Origin of the sequence: Pseudomonas sp. W4I3 (genome assembly GCF_030816195.1) — a bacterium.
Taxonomy (GTDB): domain Bacteria; phylum Pseudomonadota; class Gammaproteobacteria; order Pseudomonadales; family Pseudomonadaceae; genus Aquipseudomonas.
This window is the reverse complement of the sequence record NZ_JAUSXS010000001.1, coordinates 1,579,226-1,604,963: the sequence shown is the minus strand read 5'-3', so window position 1 is coordinate 1,604,963 and position 25,738 is coordinate 1,579,226. Positions and strand designations below refer to the sequence as shown.

Sequence of the window (25,738 nt, the reverse complement as noted above, 5' to 3'; positions counted from 1 at the left end):
TTTTCAGGCTCGCCCTAAGGCAACAGCCGCTTACTTCACCACTTTCAAGCTCGGCCGGCCGGTAGGGCGCGGCGGCTCGTTATCCGGTGGCAGATCATCGCCGCCTTCGTCTCCGATCGTTTCATCGTCCTCGAAAGGCGACTCCAGATCGAACACCATGCCTTGGCCGTTTTCACGGGCATAAATCCCAAGGATGGCGCCGATCGGCACGAACAGCGTATGCGGCACGCCGCCGAAACGCCCTTCGAAGCTGACCGCTTCGTTGTCCATGTGCAGGTGGCGCACGGCGCTGGGCGATACGTTCAAGACAATCTGCCCGTCACTGGCAAAACCCTGCGGAACCTGAACCGCAGGAAATTCGGAATTGACCAGCATGTGCGGGGTGCAATCGTTGTCCACAATCCACTCATAGAGCGCGCGGACCAGGTAGGGTCGACTGGAGTTCATCAGCGGCTCCTTAAGCCTTAGCGCATGTCGCGTTCGACACCAGACAGACTCGCCTGGAAAGCCTCACGCGCGAACTGGCGCTCCATGTAATCAAGCAACGGCTTGGCCGGCCGTGGCAGTTCAATGCCCAGAATCGGCAAGCGCCAGAGTATGGGTAATAGGCAGCAATCCACCAAGCTTTGTTCCTCGCTGAGGAAAAAAGGTTTATCGGCGAACAGCGGCGAAACGCCGGTCAGGCTCTCGCGCAATTCCTTACGCGCCTGTACCCGAGCAGCCTCTTTGGAACGCGAATCCAGAATCACATCCACCAGGCCACACCAGTCACGCTGGATCCGATGGATCAGCAGGCGGCTGTTGGCACGCGCCACCGGGTACACCGGCAGCAAAGGCGGATGCGGGTAACGCTCATCCAAGTATTCCATCACCACGGTCGACTCCCACAACGCCAGGTCACGATCGACCAGGGTGGGCAAGCTGCCGTAAGGGTTCACTTCGATCAGTTTCGGCGGCTGACGGCCCGCCTCCACACTGATGATCTCGGCGCTGACACCCTTCTCTGCGAGCACGATGCGTACTCGGTGGGAATAGTGGTCGGCGGGGTCGGAGTAACAGGCCAACCGATTGGTCACGCCCATGGCGGTCCTCCTCGCTTGTTGAAATTATCGAAAGCTCAAAAACGAGCGCGCCCAGAGAGCATCTCTGTAACGTCCGGTAAAACCGGCGCTACGTGTTCAGAGATGCCGCTGGGCGCGCAAGATTAACAGCAATTGCTTACGGTTGGATCAATGCACGTCCTTCCAGTACTCGCGTTTGAGCAGATAGGCGAATACGAAGAAGAAAGCCAGGTACAGCAAGACGTAAGTACCGATGCGCTGGTGCTGCAGTTTGACCGGGTTGGCCGAGTAGGCCAGGAAGGTCACCAGATTCTTGACCTTCTCGTCGAACTGCTCGTCGTTCAGCGTACCGGTCTTGGGCACGATGGTCAGTTGGTCGCACGCTTCATGAGTCAGCGGCGTGCCGGTCAACGGATCATATTGCTTCTTGCCGTTTTCAACGACCTGAACCTGCTTGCATCCTACCACTTGGCGCCCCTGCAGGCCGACCAGAACGTTAGGCATGCCGACATTCGGGAACACTTTGTTGTTCACGCCCCAGGGGCGGGCCGGGTCTTCGTAGAAGGACTTGAGGTAGCCAAACAGCCAGTCGGTGCCACGCACGCGCGCCACCAGGGTCAGGTCGGGCGGTGCTGCGCCGAACCAGGCCTTGGCGTCCGCCGGTTTCATGCCGATGTTCATGTGGTCGCCAATCTTGGCCCCGGTGAACACCAATTTTTCCAACATCAACTCATGGGGAATACCCAAGTCATCGGCAACCCGTTCATAGCGCTGGAACTTGGCGCTGTGGCAGCCCATGCAGTAGTTGGCGAAGGTGCGTGCGCCATCTTGCAGGGCGGCTTTATCGGAGACGTCGATGTCGACTTTTTCCAGTTCCGCGCCATGCTCAGCAGCAAAAGACAGTAGCGGCAGCGCCGCAAGCACGAGTGCAACAAATAATTTTTTCATCAGCCAGTCACCCTTTCCGGAACCGGTTTGGTCTTCTCGAGCCGGGTATAGAACGGCATCAGAATAAAGTAGGCGAAGTACAGGAAGGTGCAGAGCTGCGACAGCAACGTACGCTCAGGGGTCGGCGCCAAGACGCCCAGCACACCCAGGATCACGAACGAAATGCAGAACACCCAGAGCCAGATCTTGCTCAGCCAGCCCTTGTAGCGCATGGACTTGACTGGGCTGCGGTCCAGCCACGGCAGCACGAACAGCACCGCAATCGCCGCGCCCATGGCGATCACACCCATGAGTTTGTCGGGGATCGCCCGCAGGATTGCGTAGAACGGCGTGAAGTACCAGACCGGGGCAATGTGCTCCGGCGTCTTGAAGGCGTTGGCTTGTTCGAAGTTAGGCTTCTCCAGGAAATAACCACCCATCTCCGGGAAAAAGAACACGATCGAGCAGAACACGAACAGGAACACCACCACGCCGACAATGTCTTTCACGGTGTAGTAAGGGTGGAATGGAATGCCATCCAATGGGATGCCGTTCTCGTCCTTATGCTTCTTGATATCCACACCATCCGGGTTGTTGGAACCCACTTCGTGCAGCGCCAGAATGTGCAACACCACCAGGCCCAGAATCACGATCGGCAAGGCGACCACGTGCAAGGCGAAGAAGCGGTTCAGGGTGATGCCGGAGATCAGGTAATCACCGCGGATCCACTGCGTCAGGTCATTGCCGATTACCGGGATTGCACCGAACAGCGAGATGATCACCTGGGCGCCCCAGTACGACATCTGGCCCCAGGGCAGCAGGTAACCCATAAAGGCTTCGGCCATCAGCGCCAGATAGATCAGCATGCCGAACACCCACACCAGCTCGCGGGGCTTCTGGTACGAGCCGTAGAGCAGACCACGGAACATGTGCAGATAGACGACGATGAAGAACGCCGATGCGCCGGTGGAGTGCAGCAGGCGCAGGATCGAACCGTATTCGACGTCACGCATGATGTATTCGACGGAGGCAAACGCCTCTTCCGCCGACGGCGTGTAGCTCATCGTCAACCACACGCCGGTGACGATCTGGTTGACCAGCACCAGCAGTGCAAGGGAGCCGAAGAAGTAGAAGAAATTGAAATTTTTTGGCGCGTAATATTTGCTGAGATGGTCTTCCCACATTTTGGTAGCGGGGAAGCGCGCATCCACCCAATCCATGAACTTGCTCATCACGCGTTCTCCTTATCGAGGCCAATGACAATAAGGTCGTCAGTTTCGTAGGTATGCGGAGGCACTGGCAGGTTCAGGGGCGCGGGCTGGGACTTGTAGACCCGGCCGGCGAGGTCGTAGTGAGAACCGTGACACGGGCAGAAATAACCGCCGACCCAATCCTTGCCCAAGTCGACGGGAGCGACTTCCGGGCGAAAGGTCGGTGAGCAACCCAGGTGGGTACAGAGGCCAACCAGCAGCAGAATCTCTGGTTTGATGGAGCGCACTTCGTTCTTGGCGTAGGCGGGCTGGTCGGAATTTTCGGATTTCGGGTCAGACAATTGGCCTTCGATCTTTTTCAGATTCCCCAGGATTTCCTCGGTACGACGAACAATGAATACTGGCTGGCCGCGCCATTCAGCAATCATCTGCTGCCCTGGCTCGATCTTGCTGACATTCACCTTCACCGGTGCACCTGCGGCTTTCGCCTTGGCACTGGGAAACCATGACCCCACGAACGGGACCGCAGCCCCCACCGCTCCTGCAGCACCCACCACGGATGTGGCTGCTACCAAGAAGCGACGCCGGCCTGCATTCACGCCGTCATTGCTCATTCAGTCCTCTCCCATCAGCTTTTTGGCCTGTTAAATCAGGCGTCTACTAAGTATTGAATCTTTACTTATAAAAATTTTGACCGGATGGTAATGAAAAGCCCCACGTATGACAAGGGAATTGCCCGGGCCTCCACCCCTAGGCCTTGTAGTATAGGGGGTCTACGGATGTGGCAAGTTGTCACGGCGAAAAATGTGCATAAATCGCAGGCAATAAAAAACGCCCAGCTCCGTGAGGAGGCTGGGCGTTTTTGTGGAACGTAAAGCGAATTAACGCTTCGAGTACTGCGGACGCTTACGCGCTTTACGCAGACCGACTTTCTTACGTTCAACTTCACGAGCATCGCGAGTTACGAAGCCAGCTTTGCGCAGAGCGCCACGCAGGGTTTCGTCGTACTGCATCAGAGCGCGAGTGATACCGTGGCGGATTGCGCCAGCTTGACCACTTACACCGCCACCGATAACGGTGACGTAGATGTCGAACTTTTCAACGGTCTCGGTCAATTCAAGCGGCTGACGAACTACCATGCGGGCAGTTTCGCGGCCGAAGAAGTTGTCCAGGGAGCGGTTGTTGATCGAGATGTTACCAGTGCCCGGACGCAGGAAAACGCGTGCGGTTGCGGTTTTGCGACGGCCAGTGCCGTAATTTTGAGTCGCCGACATAATGAACTATTCCGTTAAAACTTCAGTTCTTGGGGCTGCTGAGCAGCATGAGGGTGTACAGCGCCCGCATAGACTTTCAGCTTGCGAAACATATCGCGACCCAGTGGGCCCTTAGGCAGCATGCCTTTGACCGCGATTTCGATCGGGGCTTCAGGCTTCTTGGCAATCAGGCCTTCGAAGTTGGAAGACTTGATACCGCCTGGGAAACCGGAGTGACGGTAGTACATTTTGTCGCTTGCTTTGTTGCCGGTCACACGAACCTGCTCAGCGTTGATGATGACAATGTAGTCACCGGTATCAACGTGCGGGGTGTATTCAGGCTTGTGCTTGCCACGCAGACGGCTGGCGACTTCAGTGGCCAGACGACCCAGGGTCTGACCAGCGGCGTCGACGACAAACCAGTCGCGCTGAACTGTTTCCGGTTTTGCAGTAAAAGTTGTCATTCTTTAATAGCCTCAGGGGCCGCCTGTAAATTTAGACGGCGGATCTTACTGAATAGTGCGTACTTTGACAAGGTCAAAGGCAGCCGGATACAGACGCTATCGGGGGCTCGGGTCAGCGCGTCCGTTCAACGGCAAGATTCTTCGGCAGGCGGCGCATCACTTCCACTGCAGAAAGAGGTGGGCAATTATGCAGATTGCGAAAAAAAATTCAACCTGCTTTTATGATTGTTTTCCCCTGAAGGAGTACCCGATGGATTATCGACAGCTGGGCCGGACCGATCTGAACGTAAGCGCGATTGCCTTGGGCACCATGACCTGGGGCGAGCAGAACAGCGAGGCAGAGGCCTTCGCACAGATCGAACGGGCCAAGGCCGCGGGAATCAACTTCCTCGACACGGCGGAAATGTACCCGGTACCGCCCAAGGCCGACACCTATGCCACCACCGAGCGTTATATCGGTAATTACTTCAAGAGCCGTGGCGACCGCGCCGACTGGATCCTCGCCAGCAAGATCGCCGGCCCCGGCAACACCATCGATTACATCCGCGATGGCTACCTGCGTCATAACCGCAAGCACATCGTTCAGGCCCTGGACGCCAGCCTCAAGCGCCTGCAGACCGACTGGATCGACCTCTACCAGTTGCATTGGCCCGAGCGCAGCACCAACTTCTTTGGCCAATTGAGCTACAAGCACAAGGACGAAGACGACCTCACGCCCCTGGAAGAAACCCTCGAAGCGCTGGACGAACAGGTCAAGGCCGGCAAGATCCGCCACATCGGCCTGTCCAACGAAACGCCGTGGGGCACCATGAAATTCCTGGCCCTGGCCGAAGCCCGTGGCTGGACCCGCGCGGTGTCGATCCAGAACCCCTACAACCTGCTCAACCGCAGCTTTGAAGTGGGCCTGGCAGAAATCGCGATTCGCGAACAATGCGGCTTGCTGGCCTACTCGCCACTGGCGTTCGGTATGCTCAGCGGCAAGTACGAGGGCGGTGCACGCCCAGCCAAGGCGCGCCTGACGGAATACAGCCGTTTCAGTCGTTATTTCAACCCGCAGTCGGAAGCAGCGTGCAGCCGTTATGTGGCTCTGGCGCGGGAACACGGCCTAGACCCGGCGCAGATGGCCTTGGCCTTCGTGACGCAGCAGCCGTTCGTGACCAGCAATATCATTGGCGCCACGTCGCTGGAGCAGTTGGACAGCAACATTGCCAGTGCTGATCTGAAACTGTCCAAGGAAGTGCTGGACGGGATTGAGGCGATTCAGAAGGATCATCCGAATCCGGCGCCTTGATTGATCTTTAGGCCGCTATCGGGGGCAAGCCCCCTCCCACACTTGGACTTGTGAACACAGTCAAAGGTGGGAGGGGACTTGCCCCCGATGAGGCCATCAGTAACACCGCAGATCAAAGCGCCCGCGCAATGATCTCCTTCATGATCTCGTTGGTCCCCGCGTAAATCCGCTGCACCCGCGCATCCGCCCACGCCCGAGCAATCGGGTATTCCCACATGAAGCCGTACCCGCCGTGCAGTTGCACGCACTCATCGAGCACCTTGCATTGCAGGTCCGTAGCCCAGTACTTGGCCATTGCCGCAGTGGGCACATCCAGCTTGCCTTCCAGGTGCAGCGCCATGCATTTATCCACGAACACGCGGCCAATCTGAATCTCGGTGGCCATCTCGGCCAGCTTGAACCGGGTGTTCTGGAAGTCGGCAATTGCCTTGCCAAACGCCTTGCGCTCGCGGGTGTAATCCAGCGTCCATTGCAACGCCGCTTCAGCCGAAGACAGCGCGCCAATCGCGACGGTCAGCCGCTCCTGGGGCAGCTCCTGCATCAGGTAGGCAAAGCCCATGCCCGCCTGGCCCAGCAGGTTTTCCTTGGGCACGCGCACATCCTGGAAGAACAACTCCGAGGTGTCCTGGGCCTTCATGCCGACCTTCTCCAGGCGCTTGCCTTTGTCGAAGCCCGGCGTAGCCGCCTCGACCAGGAACAGGCTGGTGCCCTTGGCGCCGGCCTTGGGGTCGGTCTTGGCCACCACGATGACCAATTCGGCCAGGTAACCGTTGGTGATAAACGTCTTGGAGCCGTTGATCACATACGCGTCACCGTCCAGCACCGCCGTGGTCTTCACCCCTTGCAGGTCGGAACCGGCCCCCGGCTCGGTCATGGCAATGGCCGTGACCATCTCGCCGGAGATCAACTTGGGCAGGTATTTGTGTTTCAGCGCTTCGCTGCCGTAATGCAGGAGGTACGGCGCGACGATGTCCGAATGCAGTGAGAAACCGATGCCGGTCAAGCCCAGGCGGCTGATCTCTTCGATCACGACCGCGCTGTAAAGAAAATCCGCGCCCAGCCCACCGTATTCTTCCGGCATGTGCGAACACAGCATCCCGGCCTCCCCTGCCTTGGTCCAGAGGCTGCGGTCGATATAACCCTGCTTTTCCCACTGCCCGTGAAATGGCGCGGCGTCTCTTTCCAGGAAGGTGCGCACGCTTTCGCGAAAGAGTTCGTGCTCGGGGCTGAACAAGGTTCTGGGAATCATGAGTCACCTGCGTGGATTGCCGGACAAGGACGAGCCCACAGAGCCTATGCCGCGAAGGCGTGACAGGACACTGGACACATGCGACAAAAAATAAGACGATCCAGCCGTCTGGTGACCACTTTCCCCTATAAGAATAAATGAAATTATGTCTAACCAAATCTCCACGCCCTTGCGGCGCGTCAGCGTTCTGGCCATTGATCGGGTATTCGCTTCAACCCTCATGCAAGCCAAGGACTTTTTTCATCTCGCCAGCCTGCGTTATGGCAAACAACAAGGCCTGGGCCTGACCCCTGCGTTTGAAACCCGTCTGGTCAGCCCTGACGGACAGTCGGTCTGCAGTTTCAGCGATGTGATCATGCCGGTGGACGGCGGCCTGGAAGACGCCGACATCATCGTATTACCGGCCTTCTGGGACGACTTCGATGCCTTGTGCACGCGCTACCCCCAGGTGCTGCCGTGGTTGCGTGAACAGCACGCACGCGGCGCCGTGTTGTGCGGAGAAGCCACCGGGGTGTTCTGGCTGGCCGAAGCCGGCCTGCTCGATGGCAAGGAGGCGACCACCTACTGGCGCTTCTTCAACGCCTTCAGCGAACGCTTCCCCAAGGTGCAGCTCAACCAGGACAAGCACCTGACCGACGCCGATAACCTCTACTGCGCCGGCGGTACCACTTCAGCCTGCGACCTCTATATTTATCTGATCGAACGCTTCTGCGGCGCCAACATCGCCCAGGCGGTGGCCCGCGACATTCTGTATGAAGTGCAACGCAGCTATTCGCCGGGACGCATCGGTTTTGGCGGGCAGAAATTACACCAGGATGTGATCATCCTTCAGATCCAGCATTGGCTCGAAGAACACTTTGCCGACAAATTCCGCTTCGAAGACGTCGCGCGGGAACACGGCATGAGCATCCGTAACTTCATGCGCCGCTTCCAAACCGCTACCGGCGATAAGCCACTGCATTACCTGCAACGCTTGCGCATCGAGACGGCCAAGGGCCTGCTGTCGGGTAGCCGCAAGAGCATCAAGACCATCAGTTATGAGGTGGGTTACGACGATGCGAGTTTCTTTGCGCGGTTGTTCAGGCAGCACACGGAGCTGTCACCGAACCAGTATCGTCAACAGTTCCAGCAGGCCGCGTAAGCAGGGATTCATACAGGACAAATGTGGGAGGGGGCTTGCCCCTCCCACATTTTGATCTACATCGCTTTTAAGGTTTGTGCCCGCGCGACAGGAACTCGTGGGACTGCATTTCCAGCAGGCGGCTCAGGGTGCGCTGGAATTCAAAGTTCAAGCGACCACCCGTGTAGAGGTCCTTGAGCTCGACTTCCGCCGAGATGATCAGCTTGACGTTACGGTCATAGAACTCGTCGACCATGTTGATAAAGCGCCGCGCGATGTCGTCGGTGGTCACGCCCATCTGCTCCACACCGCTCAAGATCACGGCATGGAAGATCTTGCCCAGTTCGATGTAGTCGTTCTGGCTACGCGGGCCGTCGCACAGTTGGCGGAATTCGAACCAGGCCACGTCATCGCAGGTGCGCAAGGCGATGATTTCGCGGTTCTCGATCATCAACTTGTCGTTTTCCACGGCCTGGGTGCATTCCGGCGTCAACGCGCGGAAGCTTTTTTTCAGGCTGTCGTGGGCCGCTTCGTTGAGCGGAAAGTGGAACAGCTCCGCTTGTTCGAGGTGGCGCAGACGGTAGTCGACACCGCTGTCGACGTTGACGATATCAGTGTGCTGTTTGATCAACGCAATGGCCGGCAGGAAGCGTGCACGCTGCAGGCCGTCCTTGTAGAGACCGTCTGGCACGATGTTCGAGGTGGCGACCAGGGTCACGCCGTTCTTGAACAGCTCTTCCATCAAGGTGCCGAGGATCATGGCATCGGTGATGTCGGAGACGAAGAACTCATCGAAGCAGATCACCCGCGCTTCTTCGGAAAAACGCTTGGCGATGATCGTCAGCGGATTCTTTTCCCCCGGCAGGGTTTTCATCTCTTCGTGCACGCGCTTCATGAAGCGGTGGAAGTGAGTGCGGACCTTTTCCTTGAACGGCAGCGCTTCAAAGAAGGTGTCCACCAGGTACGTCTTGCCCCGGCCGACGCCACCCCAGAAGTACAGGCCCTTGACCGGCGTGTGGTCTTTTTTGCCAAACAGCTTGCTGAACATCCCCGGTTTGGTTTGCGAGGCCGCGACCAGGTCTTCGTACAGGCGCTGCAAATGACGCACCGCGTTTTCCTGGGCCGCGTCATGGAAGAAGTCAGGGCGTTTCAGATCAGCTTGATATCGTTCTAGGGGCGTCATAATTTCGTTAGCAAGGCAACAAAAACGGGCCGTCACTGTAACGACGGCCCTGGATAATGGCAATCAACCCTTGGTCGGGTTAATCCTCCGCAGGGGTCAGCGCGACGCGCAAGGCGGCGATGGCGGCATCACGGGTGGCGCTGTCGGCGAACTCTGCGCTGTCGGCCACGGCAGCGTCGTCCAGCCATACGCTGAAGCTCAGGGCCTCGGTGCGTACATCCAACGCGTCGCCGTTTTGCAATTGCTTGGTCACCGCACCCGCCGCTTTGCCGTCGGCGAAGTTGCGCGACAGCAGCAATTGCTCGCCATCGGCCGCCAGCAGGCGGAAGCGGAAGCTGCCGTCGTCTTCACGAAAGCTCACGAAGCGTGCGGCCTTCGCGGCCTTTTTCTTGGTGGCGACCGGCGCTGCAGCCTGGTTGACGAACGAACGCAGGCCCACTGCTTCGCGCAGATCTGCCAGGAACGGCGCCGCGACGGCACGGGCTTTCTTGGCGCCGACCAACAGCAGGTCTTCCATGTCCGAGGGGCGTGACATCAGTTGATGGTAACGCTCGCGCGCTTCACCCAACTGGCCGTCCAGCAACTGGAACAGACGGTTCTTCGCCTCGCCCCAGCCCAGGCCTTGCAACAGTTCACTGCGGAACGCTTCTACCTGGTCCTTGCTCGCAAATGCCTGGTACAGGGTGAACAGGTGGGAATTGTCCGGGTCTTTCGCCTCGCCGGGCGCGCGCGAGTCGGTGACGATCCGCGAGATCGCGTCTTTCATGTCCTTGGCGCTGGTGAACAACGGGATGGTGTTGTCATAGCTCTTGGACATCTTGCGGCCATCCAGGCCCGGCAAGGTGGCGACGCTTTCTTCGATCAGCGCCTCGGGCATGGTGAAGAATTCTTTACCATTGCCGAACAGGTGGTTGAAGCGCTGGCCGATATCACGCGCCATTTCCACGTGCTGGATCTGGTCGCGGCCCACCGGCACCTTGTGCGCGTTGAACATCAGAATGTCCGCCGCCATCAGCACCGGGTAGCTGTACAGGCCCATGCTGATGCCCGCATCCGGGTCTTCGCCGGCTTCGACGTTTTTGTCCACCGAGGCTTTGTAGGCGTGGGCGCGGTTAAGCAAGCCCTTGGCAGCCACGCATGTCAGCAGCCAGGTCAGTTCGGGGATTTCCGGGATATCGGACTGGCGATAGAAAGTCACCCGGTTTACATCCAGGCCACCGGCCAGCCAGGTCGCGGCAATTTCCATGCGCGAGCGCTGGATGCGCTGCGGGTCATCGCACTTGATCAGGGCGTGGTAGTCGGCCAGGAAGTAGAAGGAATCGGCGTTGGCGTCCTGGCTGGCAAGGATCGCCGGGCGGATCGCGCCAGCGTAGTTGCCCAGGTGCGGCGTGCCGGTGGTGGTGATGCCGGTGAGGATACGGGTACGCGTCGTCATGGGTAATCGCTTATCAGACTGCTATCAATTCGAAAGGCGCGGCAGCACCAGATCCTTCAGATCGGTGAGCTTGCCGTGAAAAAAGTGTCCGCATTCTGCCACTTTCAGCAGCTCATGGGGGCGTTTCAGGGCGGCGGACCAGTCGTAGACGACTTGCGGGTCGACCACTTCGTCGGTTTCCGGCTGGATCAGGGTCAACGGGCAATTGTGTGGCAGAACATCCGAATCACGCAGACGCATCACCGCGGCAGCCACCATGAACAGGTGCGCCAACTTTTCACCCTTGGCTTCCAGGCGTCCACCGAGGCTGGCGGCCACATAGCCACCAAACGAGAAGCCCAGCAGGGTGATCGGCAGCTCGGGGTGTTTTTCCCGCAGCCAGGTGGCGGCTGCTTCGGCATCGTCGACTTCACCAGTGGCCATGTCATGGCTACCGGCACTCGCACCAACGCCACGATAATTGAAACGCAAAGTAATCAAACCGGCATCGCGGGCGGTGCGTTGCAGGGTCGATACCACTTTATTGAGCATGGTCCCACCCTGCACCGGGTTAGGGTGGCAGATCAGCGCCAGGCCACGTGGTTCGGGGTGATCCAGGTACAGGGCTTCCAGTTGACCCACCGGGCCATCGATCAAAACGGGGGTTTCACGCATGAGCAAGGATGAACTCCGTGACCTCTCAAGGGGTCGACTCGTCTAGCTAAAAGTCTGTGCATGGCATCATTGCGAGCTTAATCGCGGTATACAGCGCAGGTTTGAGCCGTTAACGTAAAGCAAAGCCGTTTATAGAGGAAGGACTCGTGGAACACTCGCTCTTAGTTTGGTTGTTGCCGACTCTTGCCCTGGTTGCCGGTGTCGCCATTGGTTTCCTGGTTGCCCGCCTGCTGCCCAACGCCGCGCCTAACCGCACGCAGCGTCAGCTGGATGACATTCAGGAACGTTTTGACAGTTATCAGAACGAGGTTGTTACCCACTTCAACAGCACCGCGACCCTGGTCAAGAAGCTCACCCAGAGCTACCAGGAAGTACAGGATCATCTCGCCGATGGCGCTAACCGCCTGGCCCTCGACGACATCACCCGCCAGCGGCTGCTGGCCGCGCTGCATTCCGATGCACCGCAAACACCCCGCGAGCGCCTGACCCCGCCTCGGGAAAACCAGGAACCGCCACGGGACTACGCGCCAAAAACCCCGAACGCCCCAGGCATGCTGGATGAGCACTACGGCTTGAAGAAGTAATTCCTCTTCAAGCATCAAAAAGCCCGGCTGATCGATGATCAGACGGGCTTTTTGTTGCGGCTCAATTTTTCTGACAATGGAGATCCAATGTGGGAGGGGGCTTGCCCCCGATTCCGGTGGATCAGCCAATGCATCTGTGACTGACAGACCGCTATCGGGGGCAAGCCCCCTCCCACATTGACCTAGCCTGGCCTCAGGACACGGTCTGCTCCTGCAACCGTCCAGCCTCGATCCGCACATGCCGTCCATGAAAGCGCTTGAGGCTGCTGCGATGCCCGACACTGACGATGCTCAACCCCGGCAGTTCATCGATCAGCGCCTGGTACAACGTCGCCTCATCCTCTTCATCCATCGCCGAGGTGGCTTCGTCCATGTACAGCCACTGCGGCGCGAACAATAGGGCGCGGGCGAAGGCCAGGCGTTGCTGTTCGCCCGGCGAGAGCATGCGCTGCCAGTGGTTGGCTTCATCAAGACGGTTGACCAGATGCGGCAAGCGGCAGGTTTCCAGCACCTGTGCATAACGTTGTGCCGGATAGACGCTGTCCTCTTGTGGGTAACTCAACACGGCCTTCAACGTGCCAATCGGCAAATAAGGCTTCTGCGGCAGAAACAGATAACGTGCCGCCGGCAGACGAATGCTGCCATGCCCCGCCGGCCACAAATGCCCCATTGCGCGCAGCAGCGTACTTTTACCACTGCCGGAACGCCCGCTGAGCATCACGCGCTGACCCGGCTCCACGCTCATGTCGGCGTCGGTGAGCAAGTGACGGCCGTCGGCCAGGTCCATGCCAAGGCCCTGCACCACCAGGCGCTCACCTTCGGGGCGAACATCGATGGCCGGCACGCGTTGCTCGTTGTCGGTCATGGCCTGACGGAAGCTCAGCAGACGATCGCTGGTGGCACGCCACGACGCCAGCTCCGAATAGGCGTTGATGAACCAGCTGAAGTTTTCTTGCACATTGCCGAACGCCGAGTTGATTTGCATCAGCTCGCCCAGTTCGATCTTGCCGGTGAAGTAGCGTGGCGCGGCGACGATAAACGGAAAGATGATCGCGATCTGGCTGTAGCCGGCGGTGAAGAACGTCAGGCGCTTGGACACTTTCATGATGTCCCAGAAGTTGTGCCAGACCTTGCCGAAACGCGAGCTCAGGCGCTGCTTTTCGTTCGGTTCGCCGTTGTACAGCGCGATGCTTTCGGCGTTTTCGCGCACCCGTACCATGGAGAAACGCAGGTCCGCTTCGAAGCGCTGCTGCTGGTTGCTCAAGCCGATCAAGCGACGCCCGATCAGGTGCGTCAGCCAACTGCCCACAGCCGCATACAACAGCGCACACCAGAACATGTAGCCAGGAATGGTGATGCCAAACACCTCGATGCTGCCCGACACACCCCACAGGATGATCGAGAACGACACCAGGCTGACCACGTTGCGCAGCAGCCCCAGGCCCAGGCTCAAGGTGCTGGAGGTGAAGGTGTTGAGGTCTTCGGAAATCCGCTGGTCAGGGTTATCGGTGTAACCGCCCTGCTCCAGCTGGTAGTAATTCTTGTGGGCGAGCCAGCGTGCGAAGTGCTTTTCGGTCAGCCACGCACGCCAGCGGATGGTGAGCATCTGGGTCAGGTACAGGCGGTACACCGCGCCAAGAATCGCCACGGCCGCAATGCCGCCGAAGTAACCGATCAACTGCCAGAAGGCGACCGTGTCCTTTTTCTGCAGGGCGTTGTAGAAATCTTTGTACCAGTGGTTGATCCACACAGAGATCGCCACGCTGAACAATGACAAACCAATCACGGCAGCCAGCAGCAACCAGGCCTTGCCCTTCTCTTCACTGCGCCAATAGGGCGTGATCATCGCCCAGGTTCGGCGAAAGAATTGCCCATGCACCGCATCGTTGACCGCGGAGTATTCAGCGTTCTGATTCATCGTTCAGGCTCGTCAGGGAATTATGGCAGGCGTTTGAACCGATCATAGGCGATCGGTTCAGGGCTCCGTGCAGCCTGAAGCGGATTGTTCAGTCTTCGTTCAGCGCCGCACCGGGCGCTTCTGCAGTTTGCGCTGCAGCGTGCGGCGGTGCATGCCAAGGGCGCGGGCGGTGGCGGAGATGTTGCCTTCGTGCTCTGTCAGTACGCGCTGAATGTGTTCCCACTGCAGGCGGTCAACCGACATCGGGTTTTCCGGCACCAGGGTGTCGAGGTCGGCGTGCTCGGAGAGCAGCGCGGCGAGCACGTCGTCGGCATCCGCCGGCTTGCACAGGTAGTTGCAGGCGCCACGCTTGATGGCTTCGACCGCAGTGGCGATGCTGGAATAGCCGGTGAGGATCACCACGCGCATTTCCGGGTCGAGTTCGAGCAGCTTGGGCAACAGCACCAGGCCCGAGTCGCCGTCCATTTTCAGGTCGAGCGCGGCGTAGTCCGGCAGGTCGGCCTGGGCGATGGTCAGGCCTTCCTCGGCCGAGCCCGCGGTGCTGACGCGAAAGCCGCGACGGCTCATGGCGCGGGCCATCACGCGGGTAAAAGTGGCGTCATCATCTACCAGCAACAAATGCGGCAGTTCTTCGCCTTCGACTTGGATCTCGTCACTCATCGATATCTCCTCGTGCGACACGGGGCAGGCGCAGCTCGGTAAGCGTGCCACCTTCCTCATGACTATAGAGCTTCACTGAGCCGCCCGCGCGGGTCACGCTGGCCTTGCTCAAAAACAGGCCGAGGCCGAAGCCTTTGCCCTTGGTGGTAAAGAACGGTTTGCCGATCTGCTCGGCAATGGCCAGCGGCACGCCCGCGCCGTGGTCACGAATGCTGATGGTGACGTTTTCCGCGTCCCAGTCCAGCTGCACGCCCAGGCCATCAGGACAGGCGTCGGCGGCATTGTTCAGCAGGTTGAGCAAGGCCTGGGTGAGGTCTGGCGGCGGCGCCATGCGCGGCACGCTTTCCTGGCCCAACAGGCTGAAACGGTAACTGGCCTCGGGGCGCATCAGGTGCCAACGGTTCAGCGCTTCGTCGAGCCACTGGGTGACATCCTGCATCTCTACGGCCAGACGCCGATTGGCCTCAGCGGCGCGTACCAACTGCTGCAGGGTCAGTTTGCACTGCTTGACCTGTTCCTGCAGCACGCTGAGGTCATCCTGCAACGCCGGGTCATGGTGGTCCTGGGTCATCTCCTTGAGCAGTACGCTCATGGTCGCCAGCGGTGTGCCCAGCTCATGGGCGGCACCGGCAGCCTGGGTGGCGACGGCCAGCAACTGCTGGTCGCGCAAGCCTTCTTCGCGGCGAATGGCGCGCAATTCTTCCTGGCGGCGCAACTCTTCGGCCATGCGCGCGGCAAAAAAGGTGATCACGGCGGCGGACAGCGCAAAGCTCAGCCACATTCCGTAGATCTGCAGGTTTTCCCGGGCGATGGGAAACGTCTGCAACGGATAGAACTGCGCCAGCAACAGGGTGTACAGCGTCAGCGCGATGCCCGACAGCACCACCGAATAGCGCCACGGCAACGTCACGGCGGCAATGGTCAGCGGCACCAGGTAATAAGAAACGAACGGGTTGGTGGAACCACCGGAGAAATACAGCAACACACTGTGGATAAACAGGTCGCAGGCCAATTGCAGGGCATATTCCAGCTCGGTGACCGGCCATGTGGTGCGCAAGCGGATGGCGGTAAAGGCACAGAGCACGGTGGAGAAGCCGAGGGTCACGGCCAGTTGCAGCCAGGGCAGCGGCAGCAGGTCGAACCAATAGGCGAGCCCGACGGAACCGGCCTGTGCGGCCAGTACCAGGGTGCGGATGAACGTCAGGCGCCAGAGGTTCTGGCGGGTGGCGGAAGTCAGTTTTACGGCGGCGAGCATGAGCTCTCCCGATGAGCGCTGCAGGCGGATCGGCACGAGTATAAACGAAGCAGACCGGCTGGCATGGCGCGTGTGGCTCTTTGACGCAGGCGAGCAGATGACCGTTCGTCGCCGTTACTACATGTTGTAGGGAATGTGTAAACCCGAAGAACCCGATGCCACCGTCTACAGTCATACCGAACACGACAACCCCAAGGAGCTTTCATGTCTCGTTTCACTCGCAGTGCCGCTGTTCTCACTCTCGGCGCCAGCGCCCTGGCCAGCTTGCCGGCCATGGCCGCCGATGAACTGCATTACAACCAGATCTCCCTGCGCGCCGAAGTCAGCCAGGAAGTGGCGCGCGACAAGATGATCGTCACCCTCTACACCGAATCGCAGAACTCGGACCCGGCCAAGCTTGCCGCCGAGATCACCAATACGATGAACACGGCGCTGGGTCAGGCGCGCGAAATCAAGGCCGTTACCCTGAGCCAGGGCAGCCGCAACAGCTACCCGATCTACGACAGCAAGAACCAGAAAATTACCGGCTGGCGTGAGCGCGCCGAACTGCGCCTGGAAAGCGCGGACTTCCCGGCGCTGTCCAAGCTCACTGGCGAGCTGCTGAACTCGCTGAAAATGGACAACATGAACTTCGCCATCGCGGACAGCACGCGCAAGGCCAGCGAAGACGCCTTGCTCAAGGACGCAGTCGCCGCGTTCAAGGCCCGTGCGCAACTGGCCACCGATGCGCTGGGCGGCAAGGGTTACAAGATCGTCAACCTGAACTTCAATACTAACGGCTACCCACAACCATTCGCCCGCAATGGCGGGATGATGATGAAGACGGCCATGATGGATTCGGCACCGACACCCGAAGTGGAGGCCGGCACCAGTCAGGTGAGCATGAGCGCGGACGGAGTGATTGAGGTTCAGCAATAATCGTTAAAGAAACAATGGCGCGGCCGTAACGGCTTGCGCCATTTTTTTTGCCGCTGCTTCGCCATTACCTCACCTTAGTCGCCCGCCGCCGTCGCAATAGGCGTCCTGTACCAGCGAACCAGATAGACATTTAGTAAGCCACTTACACTTTCCTGATTAGAAAGTGGAACGCCTATTTTGAAATAGGCCACCTACCTTGCACAAATAAGCCAATTATCTTTGTCAGGTAATCGAAAATGTCCAACTTAACCATAGTCAATACTGTTCGTTACCAACCCACACTAATGCCAGAAGCGGTTCAAAAAGAACTTACCCACGTACTGGAAAAAACATCGTCGTCGTTACTCAATAGTAACGAAGCTAATAAAACCACTAACGATGCTCCTATTGCAAAGCGTCAATCTGACACCTACAAGGCAACTATTTATGGATCAGACCCCGCGCCCGCGCCGGAAACCCACTACACGTCCCAGGAGCGCGAGCATCATATTGACGCCTTTGCTGATCGCGTAAAAACACAGATTGAGCAGGTAGAAAGTGGCAGCGAAGGCGAACGAAACGTCAAGTTCCAGAATGTGCGCCTATTTATGGAACCGGCGGGCTACTTCAGCGGCGGGTTGCTAGCGGCAGGGTACGACCCGCATGAAAAAATCACGGTCACGTTTAATTCCTACGTCGGTATGGGAACAGGCAAAAATCTGTCCAATACCGAAAAACGTACCTACTTTGCCTGGGAAATCGCAGCAGGTGCCCTTGAGCATGACAAACCTGCCAAGAGTGGGATTGTCAATTTCAATGAAATGGAAATTGACCAAAAAGATAGAACCAAGATCAATGACTTGCAATCGTTTGGAAAACGACTTCAAAACTACTGGGAACGTGATATAGCCACACCCATGCGTGGCAGTGCTGCAGATAACTCTATTCAAGAGATTGCTCAATTCCTTTCGCCTGGAGTGTTCCTACCCAAGCCCAAACAACGATCAATGGTAATACCTGAACGCTCCGCAAAGGCAGACGCCTATGTGGCGCGGGGCGCATTGGAGAGTCTGCGTGGCGACAAAGGGGCCTTTGAAAAATTAAGCGCTGCCGGCCAAGAAGCGGTTAGCCGCACGCTGGATAAGAATGGGCAAGTGATCCTCCCTAATATCTACGGTTACCCCCTGAGCGGGTACGCTTTTATTCCCAACACGCCCTATGACGGCAGTCGCGAACACCGGCCCAATCAGGGCGTCATGGTTGATTTGAAGAACGGCGCTGTCCGCGAGATAAAGGGCGATAACGACTTTGCGGCGTGGGCCAAAGACAATCGTAATGAGCTGATAAGTCGTTTCAATGCCAGCGACCTTCAAGGAGGGAAAGATGCGCATTGGCCATCGGCCTCGGGGCTACTTGATAATCTGATCCAAGATAATAGATCTCACTATCCTGGGCGAAGCACGTTGATAAGCGACAAGTCCGTACCTGTTCGAGAATTGTTTAACTATACCGAGGCGCGAGACAGTGGTTACGAACTGAAATTTGGCGATCTAAACAATGGTATAGCTTCCCACTATCAGGAGGTGAACGCTAAGAATGCAGTCTGGGCCGATCAAACTAAGGTGTTTGGCGCAGTGGAACAAGGCTGGAAGAACGCAAAAGAAGTATGGGGCAATACGTTTGGTTACCTACCCATCATCGGCAACGCTGGCAATATTGTTTTCGGCGTGCATGACGCCAACCATGGCATGACGGCCAGCGATCGCGTTGGAGGCACCGCCGGGGCGGTGATATCAGGCCTGATGCTGGCACACGAAGTTATACCAGCGGGGTTAGAGGCAGGACTGGGCGACGCGCCCCTGAACTTTAACGCCTCCGGCAACGAACGTTTCAATTGGCGATACAACTCGCAGACCAGCGCGTTTGAACTGGAGCGCGCTCCCAAGTCGACAAGTCATACGGATGAGCATCCAGTCACGCCCAAACAGCCACCTGACGTGGCATCAACGCCACAGGCTGCATCCTTTGCGGGAATGCGCGAAATAGAATTCAACGGGCGCCAGTATTTTGTGGCCGAAAAGCCTGATGCCGGCGACGAAGTAAACTACCTGTTGCGTGTACGGGACCCCAACGACCCATCGAAATTAGCCAGTAGTGCAATTATTGCAAGCCCTAATGACGCCGGGGTATGGAAGCGACGCGGTGAAGTCGGCGGAGGAAGATGGCCATGGCAGCGCCCAGCATCGCCAAGCCCAAGTATCGAAGCCAAGATCCCACTGATGTCGGAGCAGTTTCTAGAAATAGACGGAACAAAAATGAAAGGCGCAACAACACTGGATAAATACCTCGAGACTGAGAAACACGAGTATGTCTATGGTATCGCCGTAAACGATAAAGGTGAGAACATGCCGCAAGTTTCCTGGACAGTTGAGGAAAACCCAGCCAACGCTACCCCTCCGCCAGACCTGCCTACGATTAAATTCGGGACGAGCAGTTATGATAACCAATTTATCGATGACTTAAATCGTAGTAAGTTCACATTTGAAAAGCCGGATGGCACCAAACTTGAATTTGATGTTGGCGCAGATATAAAATCTTTCGAACATTCAAATGGCAAGCCGGCGTCGGAGGAAGAGATAGAGGCAATCAAACAAAGAAATATCCTGGCACTTGAAAGCTTCATTCCTGACCCGGCGCTAAGGGCTCGAATTTCTCAAGTAGCCAATCAGTGGTTGCAAGGCCCTATCCCAGAGGAGATTCGGGCACGCTTCAAGGGCGACGTATTCAGCAGCGGGACCGACCCCCATTATTATATTAACTATGACCCCGCGAGCGATGACACAACGGTCACATCAAAATCCGGCTTCAATCTCACCCGACTGATCGATAATCCTAATACCAACGATATTCCCGAACTTGAGACCATTAAAGATATAAATATAAACACATCGAGGACTATAACTATTCGCGCCAGCAATGAAATTGATTCAGACGGTTACACCATTAAAAAATCAGCGCCTATCCGTATAGAAGTCACACCTAAACTAGACTAAATAAACGCTCCTGCCCTATCAGCGACTTCAGAACGGCGGTAATCTCGATGACCGCCGTTTTTTTGGCAGCTGTTGTATGCCTGCTATTTCAGGAGTTTCCATGGAAAAAACCGCCTTGAAACCGCTGCTCCTGGCAGCAAGCCTCCTGGCTTTTATGCCTCTCGCCCACGCGTCGTCCACCCTGGTCTACTGCTCCGAAGCCAGCCCCGCCGGCTTCGACCCCAGCCAGTACACCAGCGGCACCGATTTTGACGCCTCCGCCGAAACCGTGTTCAACCGCCTTACCCAGTTCAAGCGCGGCGGTACCGAAGTCGAGCCCGGCCTTGCCACCCGCTGGGAGGTGTCCGACGACGGTCTGACCTATACCTTCCACCTGCGCGACGGCGTGAAGTTCCACACCACCGATTACTTCACCCCAACCCGTGACTTCAACGCCGATGATGTGCTGTTTACCTTCAACCGGCTGCTGGATGCCGAGAGTCCGTTTCGCAAGGCCTACCCTTCCGAATCGCCGTACTTCACCGACATGGGCCTGAACACCACGATCAAGCACATCGACAAGCTCGACGACCACACCGTGCGCTTCAACCTGAACAACGTTGACGCCTCGTTCGTGCAGAACCTGGCGATGAGTTTCGCTTCGGTACAATCGGCCGAATATGCCGACCAGCTCCTCAAGCAAGGCAAGGCCCAGGACATCAACCAGAAACCGGTCGGCACCGGCCCGTTCGTGTTCAAGCGCTACCAGAAAGACGCGCAGATCCGCTACGTCGCCAATAAGCAGTACTGGAAACCCGAGGACGTGAAACTCGACAACCTGGTGTTCGCCATCACCCCTGACGCCGCTGCGCGTCTGCAGAAACTCAAGGCAGGCGAATGCCAGGTCAGCGGCTACCCGCGCCCATCCGACATTGAGGTGATGAAGCAGGACCCTGACCTGCGCGTGCTGCAGCAGGCCGGTTTCAACCTGGGCTTCCTGGCGTACAACGTCACCCACCCGCCGCTGGACCAGCTCAAGGTGCGCCAGGCTCTGGACATGGCCATCGACAAACCGGCCATCATCAAGGCCGTTTACCAAAGCGCCGGACAATTGGCGCAGAACGCCCTGCCCCCCGCGCAGTGGTCTTATGACCCGAACATCAAGGACGCCCCCTATGACCCGACCAAGGCCAGGGCGCTACTAAAAGAAGCAGGGGTTGCACCAGGTACCACCATCAACCTGTGGGCAATGACCGTGCAACGCGCTTCCAACCCGAACGCGCGCATGTCCGCGCAGATGATTCAGCAGGATTGGGCCAAGGTCGGCATCAAGGCCAACATCGTCAGCTATGAGTGGGGCGAGTACATCAAGCGTGCCAAAAATGGCGAACATGACGCGATGATCTACGGCTGGACCGGCGACAACGGTGACCCGGATAACTGGCTCGGCGTGCTCTACAGTTGTGCCGCGGTCAAGGGCAGCAATTACGCCAAATGGTGTAACCCGGCCTATGACAAGCTGGTGCAGCAGGCCAAGGTCAGCAACGACCGCGAACAGCGCATCAAGTGGTATCAGCAAGCGCAACAAATCCTTAAGGAACAAGTACCTATAACGCCTATTGCGAACTCGACGGTTTTCCAACCCCTGCGCAAGGAAGTTCGCGACTTCAAGATCAGCCCGTTTGGGCTCACACCGTTCTACGGCGTGAGTCTAGATAAGTAACAACAACGCCCCAATCGAGTGCGCTAGACACCTCGATTGGGCTTTTTCGGTGCGGACTGCGCACCGAAAAAACCCGCCAAACTGACGCATTTGTGTCCAAACTTTCATAAATGCGACATTCTTGTACGCCCGTCCCACTGTTTGACGCTCGCAACCGCTCAACATCTTGCAATGGGTATGGCGCCTGCATAAGTATCCGCAGGCCGACTCACGAGGTCGCCCTCACCACCAAAAATGACAACAAATCATGAGGCCAACATGCTTAAACACGCAGTCCTTCCGTTATTAGTGAGCGCTGGCCTTATGGCCGCAGCCCCTTTTGCCCAAGCGGCAACTAACCTGGTGTTCTGCTCCGAAGGGAGCCCGGCCGGTTTTGACCCAGGCCAGTACACCACCGGAACAGACTTCGATGCCTCGGCCGAAACCATGTTCAACCGCCTGAGCCAGTTCGAACGTGGCGGCACCGCCGTGGTTCCTGGCCTCGCCACCAGCTGGGACGTGTCCCCGGACGGCCTGACCTACACCTTCCACCTTCGTGAAGGCGTCAAGTTCCACACCACCCCGTACTTCAAGCCGACTCGTGAATTCTCGGCCGACGACGTACTGTTCACGTTTAACCGGATGATCAATAAAGACGATCCATTCCGTAAGGCCTACCCCACCGAGTTCCCGTATTTCACGGACATGGGGATGGACACCAACATCAAGAACATCGAAAAACTGGATGACCACACCGTCAAGTTCACCCTTGGCACCGTGGACGCCGCGTTCATCCAGAACCTGGCAATGAGCTTCGCCTCGATCCAGTCCGCTGAATACGCAGCCCAACTGTTGAAGGAAGGCAAACCCGCCGACATCAACCAGAAACCAGTCGGCACCGGCCCGTTCGTATTCAAGAGCTATCAGAAAGACTCGAACATCCGTTACACCGGCAACAAGGACTACTGGAAACCTGAAGACGTGAAGATCGATAACCTGATCTTCGCCATCACCACCGACCCGTCGGTACGTATCCAGAAGCTCAAGAAAAACGAATGCCAGGTCACCCTGTTCCCACGTCCGGCCGACCTGAAGGCGCTGGGCGAAGACAAAGACCTGAAGCTGCCACACCAGGCCGGTTTCAACCTCGGTTACGTTGCCTACAACGTGATGGACAAGGTCAAGGGCAGCGATCAGCCAAACCCTCTGGCTGACCTGCGCGTCCGTCAGGCGCTGGACATGTCGGTGAACAAGCAGCAGATCATCGACTCCGTGTACCAGGGCGCCGGCCAACTGGCCGTCAACGCCATGCCGCCAACCCAGTGGTCCTACGACACCACGATCAAGGACGCGGCGTACAACCCTGAAAAAGCCAAGGCGCTGCTCAAGGAAGCCGGCGTCAAGGAAGGTACCGAGATCGTCCTATGGGCCATGCCGGTTCAGCGTCCGTACAACCCGAACGCCAAGCTGATGGCCGAGATGCTGCAGAACGACTGGTCCAAGATCGGCCTGAAGGTCAAGATCACCAGCTACGAGTGGGGCGAGTACATCAAGCGCTCCAAAGGCGGCGAGAACCAGGCCATGATCATTGGCTGGAGCGGTGACAATGGTGACCCGGACAACTGGCTGAACGTGCTGTTCGGCTGCGACTCGCTGTCGGGTAACAACTTCTCCAAATGGTGTGACAAGAAATTCGACGGCATCGTGAAAGAAGCCAAGGCCACTTCGGATGTCGCCAAACGCACCGAGCTGTACAAGCAGGCGCAACATGTACTCAAAGATGCAGTTCCGATGACACCTATCGCGCACTCGACGGTGTATCAACCCATGCGCAACACCGTGCAGGACTTCAAGATCAGCCCGTTTGGCTTGAACTCCTTCTACGGCGTCAGCGTAAGCGGCAAGTAAGGGTCAATAACGGCGACGTTTCACAACGTCGCCGTTATTGCATCTGCCCGGCCCGTAGGAAACAGACCACGTTCGTAAGCATTGCCGTCGTACAGCAATGAACTGCGCTTCGTGCCTCCGTTGCCTACAGGGTCAATCTGATTTGGCGCATTTACTGCGAAGTCCGCGACCCATAACGTCGTAGGACTGCAGAGGCGCCAAGTTGGGAAAGGCACTTACCGCATGTGGGAACCAGCGTTGTCCCCCCTGGCTACACGCCTGAGGGATTGCTCGCTGTTGATAACTACAGACAAGGATCGGAATCGTCATGCGCCATACCCTCGTTCTATCCGCAATGTTTGCCGCCAGCCTGCTGGCTGTGGCCACGACCGCTCAGGCCGCCGACAAGAAGAGCCTGGTGTTCTGCTCCGAAGGCAGCCCGGCAGGCTTTGACACAGCGCAATACACCACCGCCACCGACAACGATGCCGCGGAGCCGCTGTACAACCGCCTGGTCGAGTTCGAAAAAGGTGCGACTGATGTAGTGCCTGGGCTGGCAACCAAGTGGGATATCTCCGAAGACGGCTTGACGTACACCTTCCACCTGCGTGAAGGGGTGAAGTTTCACAGCAGCAAGGAGTTCAAGCCCACGCGGGACTTCAATGCCGACGACGTGCTGTTCACGTTCAACCGCATGCTTGACCCCGATCATCCGTTTCGCAAGGCCTACCCTACCGAGTTTCCATACTTCAACGGCATGAGCCTGAACAAGAACATTGCCAAGGTCGAGAAAACCGACCCGCACACCGTGGTGATGACCTTGAACACGGTCGATGCCGCGTTCGTGCAAAACATCGCCATGAGTTTCGCCGCGATCCTCTCCGCCGAATATGCCGAGCAGTTGCTCAAGGAAGGCAAACCCAGCGATATCAACCAGAAGCCAATCGGCACTGGTCCGTTTGTGTTCCAGCGTTATCAGAAAGACTCGCAGATTCGTTACGTGGCGAACAAACAGTACTGGGACCCGAGCAGGGTCAAGCTCGACCAGTTGATCTTCGCCATCAACACCGACGCTTCCGTGCGCGTGCAGAAGCTCAAGGCCGGCGAGTGCCAGGTCACCCTGCACCCGCGCCCCGCCGATGTCGACGCGCTCAAGGCCGACCCGAACCTGCAACTGCTGACCAAGCCCGGCTTCAACCTCGGCTATATCGCCTACAACGTGCGCCACAAGCCTTTCGACCAGCTCGAAGTGCGCCAGGCGCTGGACATGGCGGTCAACAAGCAGAGCATCCTCAATGCGGTGTACCAGGGCGCCGGGCAACTGGCGGTCAACGCCATGCCGCCGACCCAGTGGTCCTACGACGACAGCATCAAGGACGCCGCCTACAACCCGGAAAAAGCCAAGGAACTGCTCAAGGCCGCCGGCGTTAAGGAAGGCACCGAGATCACCCTCTGGGCGATGCCGGTACAACGTCCGTACAACCCCAACGCCAAGCTGATGGCCGAAATGCTGCAGAACGATTGGGCCAAGATCGGCTTGAAAGTGAAGATCGTCAGCTACGAATGGGGCGAGTACATCAAGCGCACCAAGAACGGTGAGCACGATATCAGCCTGATCGGCTGGACCGGTGACAACGGTGACCCGGACAACTGGCTGGGTACCCTCTACAGCTGCGACGCCATCGGTGGGAACAACTACTCCATGTGGTGTGGACCCGGCGTACGACAAGCTGATCAAGCAAGCCAAGGTCGTGACCGACCGTGAACAAAGGACTGTTCTGTACAAACAGGCGCAGCAACTGCTCAAACAGCAGGTGCCGATCACGCCAGTCGCCCACTCGACGGTCAACCAGCCGTTAAGCGCCAAAGTCGAAGGCTTCAAGGTGAGCCCCTTCGGCCGCAACGTGTTCTCGGGCGTCAGTATCACCCCATAAGAAAATAACCGGATTGCAGGG

21 protein-coding genes and 1 pseudogene are annotated in these 25,738 nt (G+C 57.8%); 8 read left to right on the top strand and 14 right to left on the bottom strand.

Annotated elements, in window-relative coordinates:
* Nucleotides 1-30: 30 nt before the first annotated feature.
* From QF045_RS07175 to rplM, 7 genes are all read right to left on the bottom strand, one after another.
* Nucleotides 31-447: a ClpXP protease specificity-enhancing factor gene (locus tag QF045_RS07175; RefSeq protein ID WP_306491610.1), complete on the bottom strand. Its 417-nt coding sequence runs from the start codon at nt 445-447 to the stop codon at nt 31-33.
* 17 nt (nt 448-464) lie between these two features.
* Nucleotides 465-1,082 carry a glutathione S-transferase N-terminal domain-containing protein gene (locus QF045_RS07170; RefSeq protein ID WP_084376331.1) on the bottom strand — a complete coding sequence of 206 codons (618 nt, stop codon included), beginning with the start codon at nt 1,080-1,082 and terminating at the stop codon, nt 465-467.
* Between the two features lie 147 nt (nt 1,083-1,229).
* Nucleotides 1,230-2,009, bottom strand: coding sequence for a cytochrome c1 (locus QF045_RS07165; RefSeq protein ID WP_306491609.1), 780 nt, complete (start codon nt 2,007-2,009; stop codon nt 1,230-1,232).
* The gene (locus QF045_RS07160) at nt 2,009-3,220 is read right to left on the bottom strand and encodes a cytochrome bc complex cytochrome b subunit (RefSeq protein ID WP_306491608.1); all 1,212 of its coding nucleotides are present in this window, start codon (nt 3,218-3,220) and stop codon (nt 2,009-2,011) included. Before QF045_RS07160 ends, QF045_RS07165 begins: the two co-directional genes overlap by 1 nt.
* Nucleotides 3,220-3,813 carry a ubiquinol-cytochrome c reductase iron-sulfur subunit gene (petA, locus tag QF045_RS07155; RefSeq protein WP_034118089.1) on the bottom strand — a complete coding sequence of 198 codons (594 nt, stop codon included), beginning with the start codon at nt 3,811-3,813 and terminating at the stop codon, nt 3,220-3,222. The genes QF045_RS07160 and petA overlap by 1 nt, the downstream gene beginning before the upstream one ends.
* Before the next feature lie 267 nt (nt 3,814-4,080).
* On the bottom strand, nt 4,081-4,473 hold the full coding sequence (gene rpsI / locus QF045_RS07150) for a 30S ribosomal protein S9 (protein ID WP_002555064.1): 393 nt from the start codon (nt 4,471-4,473) through the stop codon (nt 4,081-4,083).
* Between the two features lie 14 nt (nt 4,474-4,487).
* Entirely contained in the window at nt 4,488-4,916 is a 429-nt protein-coding gene (gene rplM, locus QF045_RS07145; RefSeq protein WP_003188508.1) for a 50S ribosomal protein L13, read from the bottom strand.
* Between the two features lie 250 nt (nt 4,917-5,166).
* Between rplM and QF045_RS07140 the strand changes: the two genes are divergently transcribed.
* Nucleotides 5,167-6,207: an NADP(H)-dependent aldo-keto reductase gene (locus QF045_RS07140; protein WP_306491607.1), complete on the top strand. Its 1,041-nt coding sequence runs from the start codon at nt 5,167-5,169 to the stop codon at nt 6,205-6,207.
* A 112-nt stretch (nt 6,208-6,319) separates the two neighbouring features.
* Here the strand turns inward: QF045_RS07140 and QF045_RS07135 are convergent, their stop codons facing one another.
* On the bottom strand, nt 6,320-7,456 hold the full coding sequence (locus tag QF045_RS07135; RefSeq protein WP_306491606.1) for an acyl-CoA dehydrogenase family protein: 1,137 nt from the start codon (nt 7,454-7,456) through the stop codon (nt 6,320-6,322).
* A gap of 220 nt (nt 7,457-7,676) precedes the next feature.
* On the opposite strand from QF045_RS07135, the gene QF045_RS07130 reads away from it, so the two are divergent.
* The gene (locus QF045_RS07130; RefSeq protein WP_175538057.1) at nt 7,677-8,597 is read left to right on the top strand and encodes a GlxA family transcriptional regulator; all 921 of its coding nucleotides are present in this window, start codon (nt 7,677-7,679) and stop codon (nt 8,595-8,597) included.
* 67 nt (nt 8,598-8,664) lie between these two features.
* On the opposite strand, the gene zapE is transcribed toward QF045_RS07130, so the two are convergent.
* The 3 genes from zapE to QF045_RS07115 all read right to left on the bottom strand — a co-directional run bounded on the left by zapE (nt 8,665) and on the right by QF045_RS07115 (nt 11,848).
* Nucleotides 8,665-9,759, bottom strand: a complete 1,095-nt coding sequence (gene zapE, locus QF045_RS07125) for a cell division protein ZapE (protein ID WP_306491605.1) — start codon at nt 9,757-9,759, stop codon at nt 8,665-8,667.
* Between the two features lie 79 nt (nt 9,760-9,838).
* A complete protein-coding gene (locus QF045_RS07120; protein ID WP_306491604.1) occupies nt 9,839-11,194 on the bottom strand; it encodes a tryptophan--tRNA ligase in 1,356 nt (451 codons plus the stop codon).
* Nucleotides 11,195-11,218: 24 nt separating this feature from the next.
* Nucleotides 11,219-11,848: an alpha/beta hydrolase gene (locus QF045_RS07115; protein WP_306491603.1), complete on the bottom strand. Its 630-nt coding sequence runs from the start codon at nt 11,846-11,848 to the stop codon at nt 11,219-11,221.
* Between the two features lie 146 nt (nt 11,849-11,994).
* Between QF045_RS07115 and QF045_RS07110 the strand changes: the two genes are divergently transcribed.
* Nucleotides 11,995-12,432, top strand: a complete 438-nt coding sequence (locus QF045_RS07110; RefSeq protein ID WP_003171734.1) for a YhcB family protein — start codon at nt 11,995-11,997, stop codon at nt 12,430-12,432.
* A gap of 193 nt (nt 12,433-12,625) precedes the next feature.
* Here the strand turns inward: QF045_RS07110 and QF045_RS07105 are convergent, their stop codons facing one another.
* The 3 genes from QF045_RS07105 to QF045_RS07095 all read right to left on the bottom strand — a co-directional run bounded on the left by QF045_RS07105 (nt 12,626) and on the right by QF045_RS07095 (nt 16,265).
* A complete protein-coding gene (locus QF045_RS07105) occupies nt 12,626-14,350 on the bottom strand; it encodes an ABC transporter ATP-binding protein/permease (protein WP_306491602.1) in 1,725 nt (574 codons plus the stop codon).
* 99 nt (nt 14,351-14,449) lie between these two features.
* Complete coding sequence (locus QF045_RS07100) at nt 14,450-15,010, bottom strand: response regulator transcription factor (protein ID WP_003171731.1); 561 nt, start codon at nt 15,008-15,010, stop codon at nt 14,450-14,452.
* A complete protein-coding gene (locus tag QF045_RS07095) occupies nt 15,003-16,265 on the bottom strand; it encodes an ATP-binding protein (RefSeq protein ID WP_306491601.1) in 1,263 nt (420 codons plus the stop codon). Before QF045_RS07095 ends, QF045_RS07100 begins: the two co-directional genes overlap by 8 nt.
* A 204-nt stretch (nt 16,266-16,469) precedes the next feature.
* Between QF045_RS07095 and QF045_RS07090 the strand changes: the two genes are divergently transcribed.
* The 5 genes and pseudogenes from QF045_RS07090 (at nt 16,470) to QF045_RS07070 (ending at nt 25,717) form a co-directional block, all read left to right on the top strand.
* Nucleotides 16,470-17,183: an SIMPL domain-containing protein gene (locus QF045_RS07090; RefSeq protein WP_306491600.1), complete on the top strand. Its 714-nt coding sequence runs from the start codon at nt 16,470-16,472 to the stop codon at nt 17,181-17,183.
* Between the two features lie 236 nt (nt 17,184-17,419).
* Complete coding sequence (locus tag QF045_RS07085; protein WP_306491599.1) at nt 17,420-20,215, top strand: hypothetical protein; 2,796 nt, start codon at nt 17,420-17,422, stop codon at nt 20,213-20,215.
* Nucleotides 20,216-20,315: 100 nt separating this feature from the next.
* Nucleotides 20,316-21,917, top strand: a complete 1,602-nt coding sequence (locus QF045_RS07080; protein ID WP_306491598.1) for an ABC transporter substrate-binding protein — start codon at nt 20,316-20,318, stop codon at nt 21,915-21,917.
* Nucleotides 21,918-22,175: 258 nt separating this feature from the next.
* Nucleotides 22,176-23,804: an ABC transporter substrate-binding protein gene (locus QF045_RS07075; protein WP_306491597.1), complete on the top strand. Its 1,629-nt coding sequence runs from the start codon at nt 22,176-22,178 to the stop codon at nt 23,802-23,804.
* A 307-nt stretch (nt 23,805-24,111) separates the two neighbouring features.
* A pseudogene (locus QF045_RS07070) lies at nt 24,112-25,717 on the top strand (ABC transporter substrate-binding protein).
* Nucleotides 25,718-25,738 lie beyond the last annotated feature (21 nt).

Bases quoted from the DNA above. Each gene is read 5' to 3' on its own strand.
- petA (WP_034118089.1), bottom strand. From the start codon at position 3,813: ATGAGCAATGACGGCGTGAATGCAGGCCGGCGTCGCTTCTTGGTAGCA.
- zapE (WP_306491605.1), bottom strand. From the start codon at position 9,759: ATGACGCCCCTAGAACGATATCAAGCTGATCTGAAACGCCCTGACTTC.
- QF045_RS07080 (WP_306491598.1), top strand. From the start codon at position 20,316: ATGGAAAAAACCGCCTTGAAACCGCTGCTCCTGGCAGCAAGCCTCCTG.
- QF045_RS07170 (WP_084376331.1), bottom strand. From the start codon at position 1,082: ATGGGCGTGACCAATCGGTTGGCCTGTTACTCCGACCCCGCCGACCAC.
- QF045_RS07100 (WP_003171731.1), bottom strand. From the start codon at position 15,010: ATGAGTGACGAGATCCAAGTCGAAGGCGAAGAACTGCCGCATTTGTTG.
- QF045_RS07130 (WP_175538057.1), top strand. From the start codon at position 7,677: ATGCAAGCCAAGGACTTTTTTCATCTCGCCAGCCTGCGTTATGGCAAA.
- rpsI (WP_002555064.1), bottom strand. From the start codon at position 4,473: ATGTCGGCGACTCAAAATTACGGCACTGGCCGTCGCAAAACCGCAACC.
- QF045_RS07160 (WP_306491608.1), bottom strand. From the start codon at position 3,220: ATGAGCAAGTTCATGGATTGGGTGGATGCGCGCTTCCCCGCTACCAAA.
- QF045_RS07075 (WP_306491597.1), top strand. From the start codon at position 22,176: ATGCTTAAACACGCAGTCCTTCCGTTATTAGTGAGCGCTGGCCTTATG.
- QF045_RS07105 (WP_306491602.1), bottom strand. From the start codon at position 14,350: ATGAATCAGAACGCTGAATACTCCGCGGTCAACGATGCGGTGCATGGG.
- QF045_RS07140 (WP_306491607.1), top strand. From the start codon at position 5,167: ATGGATTATCGACAGCTGGGCCGGACCGATCTGAACGTAAGCGCGATT.
- QF045_RS07090 (WP_306491600.1), top strand. From the start codon at position 16,470: ATGTCTCGTTTCACTCGCAGTGCCGCTGTTCTCACTCTCGGCGCCAGC.
- QF045_RS07165 (WP_306491609.1), bottom strand. From the start codon at position 2,009: ATGAAAAAATTATTTGTTGCACTCGTGCTTGCGGCGCTGCCGCTACTG.
- QF045_RS07135 (WP_306491606.1), bottom strand. From the start codon at position 7,456: ATGATTCCCAGAACCTTGTTCAGCCCCGAGCACGAACTCTTTCGCGAA.
- QF045_RS07115 (WP_306491603.1), bottom strand. From the start codon at position 11,848: ATGCGTGAAACCCCCGTTTTGATCGATGGCCCGGTGGGTCAACTGGAA.
- rplM (WP_003188508.1), bottom strand. From the start codon at position 4,916: ATGACAACTTTTACTGCAAAACCGGAAACAGTTCAGCGCGACTGGTTT.
- QF045_RS07085 (WP_306491599.1), top strand. From the start codon at position 17,420: ATGTCCAACTTAACCATAGTCAATACTGTTCGTTACCAACCCACACTA.
- QF045_RS07120 (WP_306491604.1), bottom strand. From the start codon at position 11,194: ATGACGACGCGTACCCGTATCCTCACCGGCATCACCACCACCGGCACG.
- QF045_RS07095 (WP_306491601.1), bottom strand. From the start codon at position 16,265: ATGCTCGCCGCCGTAAAACTGACTTCCGCCACCCGCCAGAACCTCTGG.
- QF045_RS07175 (WP_306491610.1), bottom strand. From the start codon at position 447: ATGAACTCCAGTCGACCCTACCTGGTCCGCGCGCTCTATGAGTGGATT.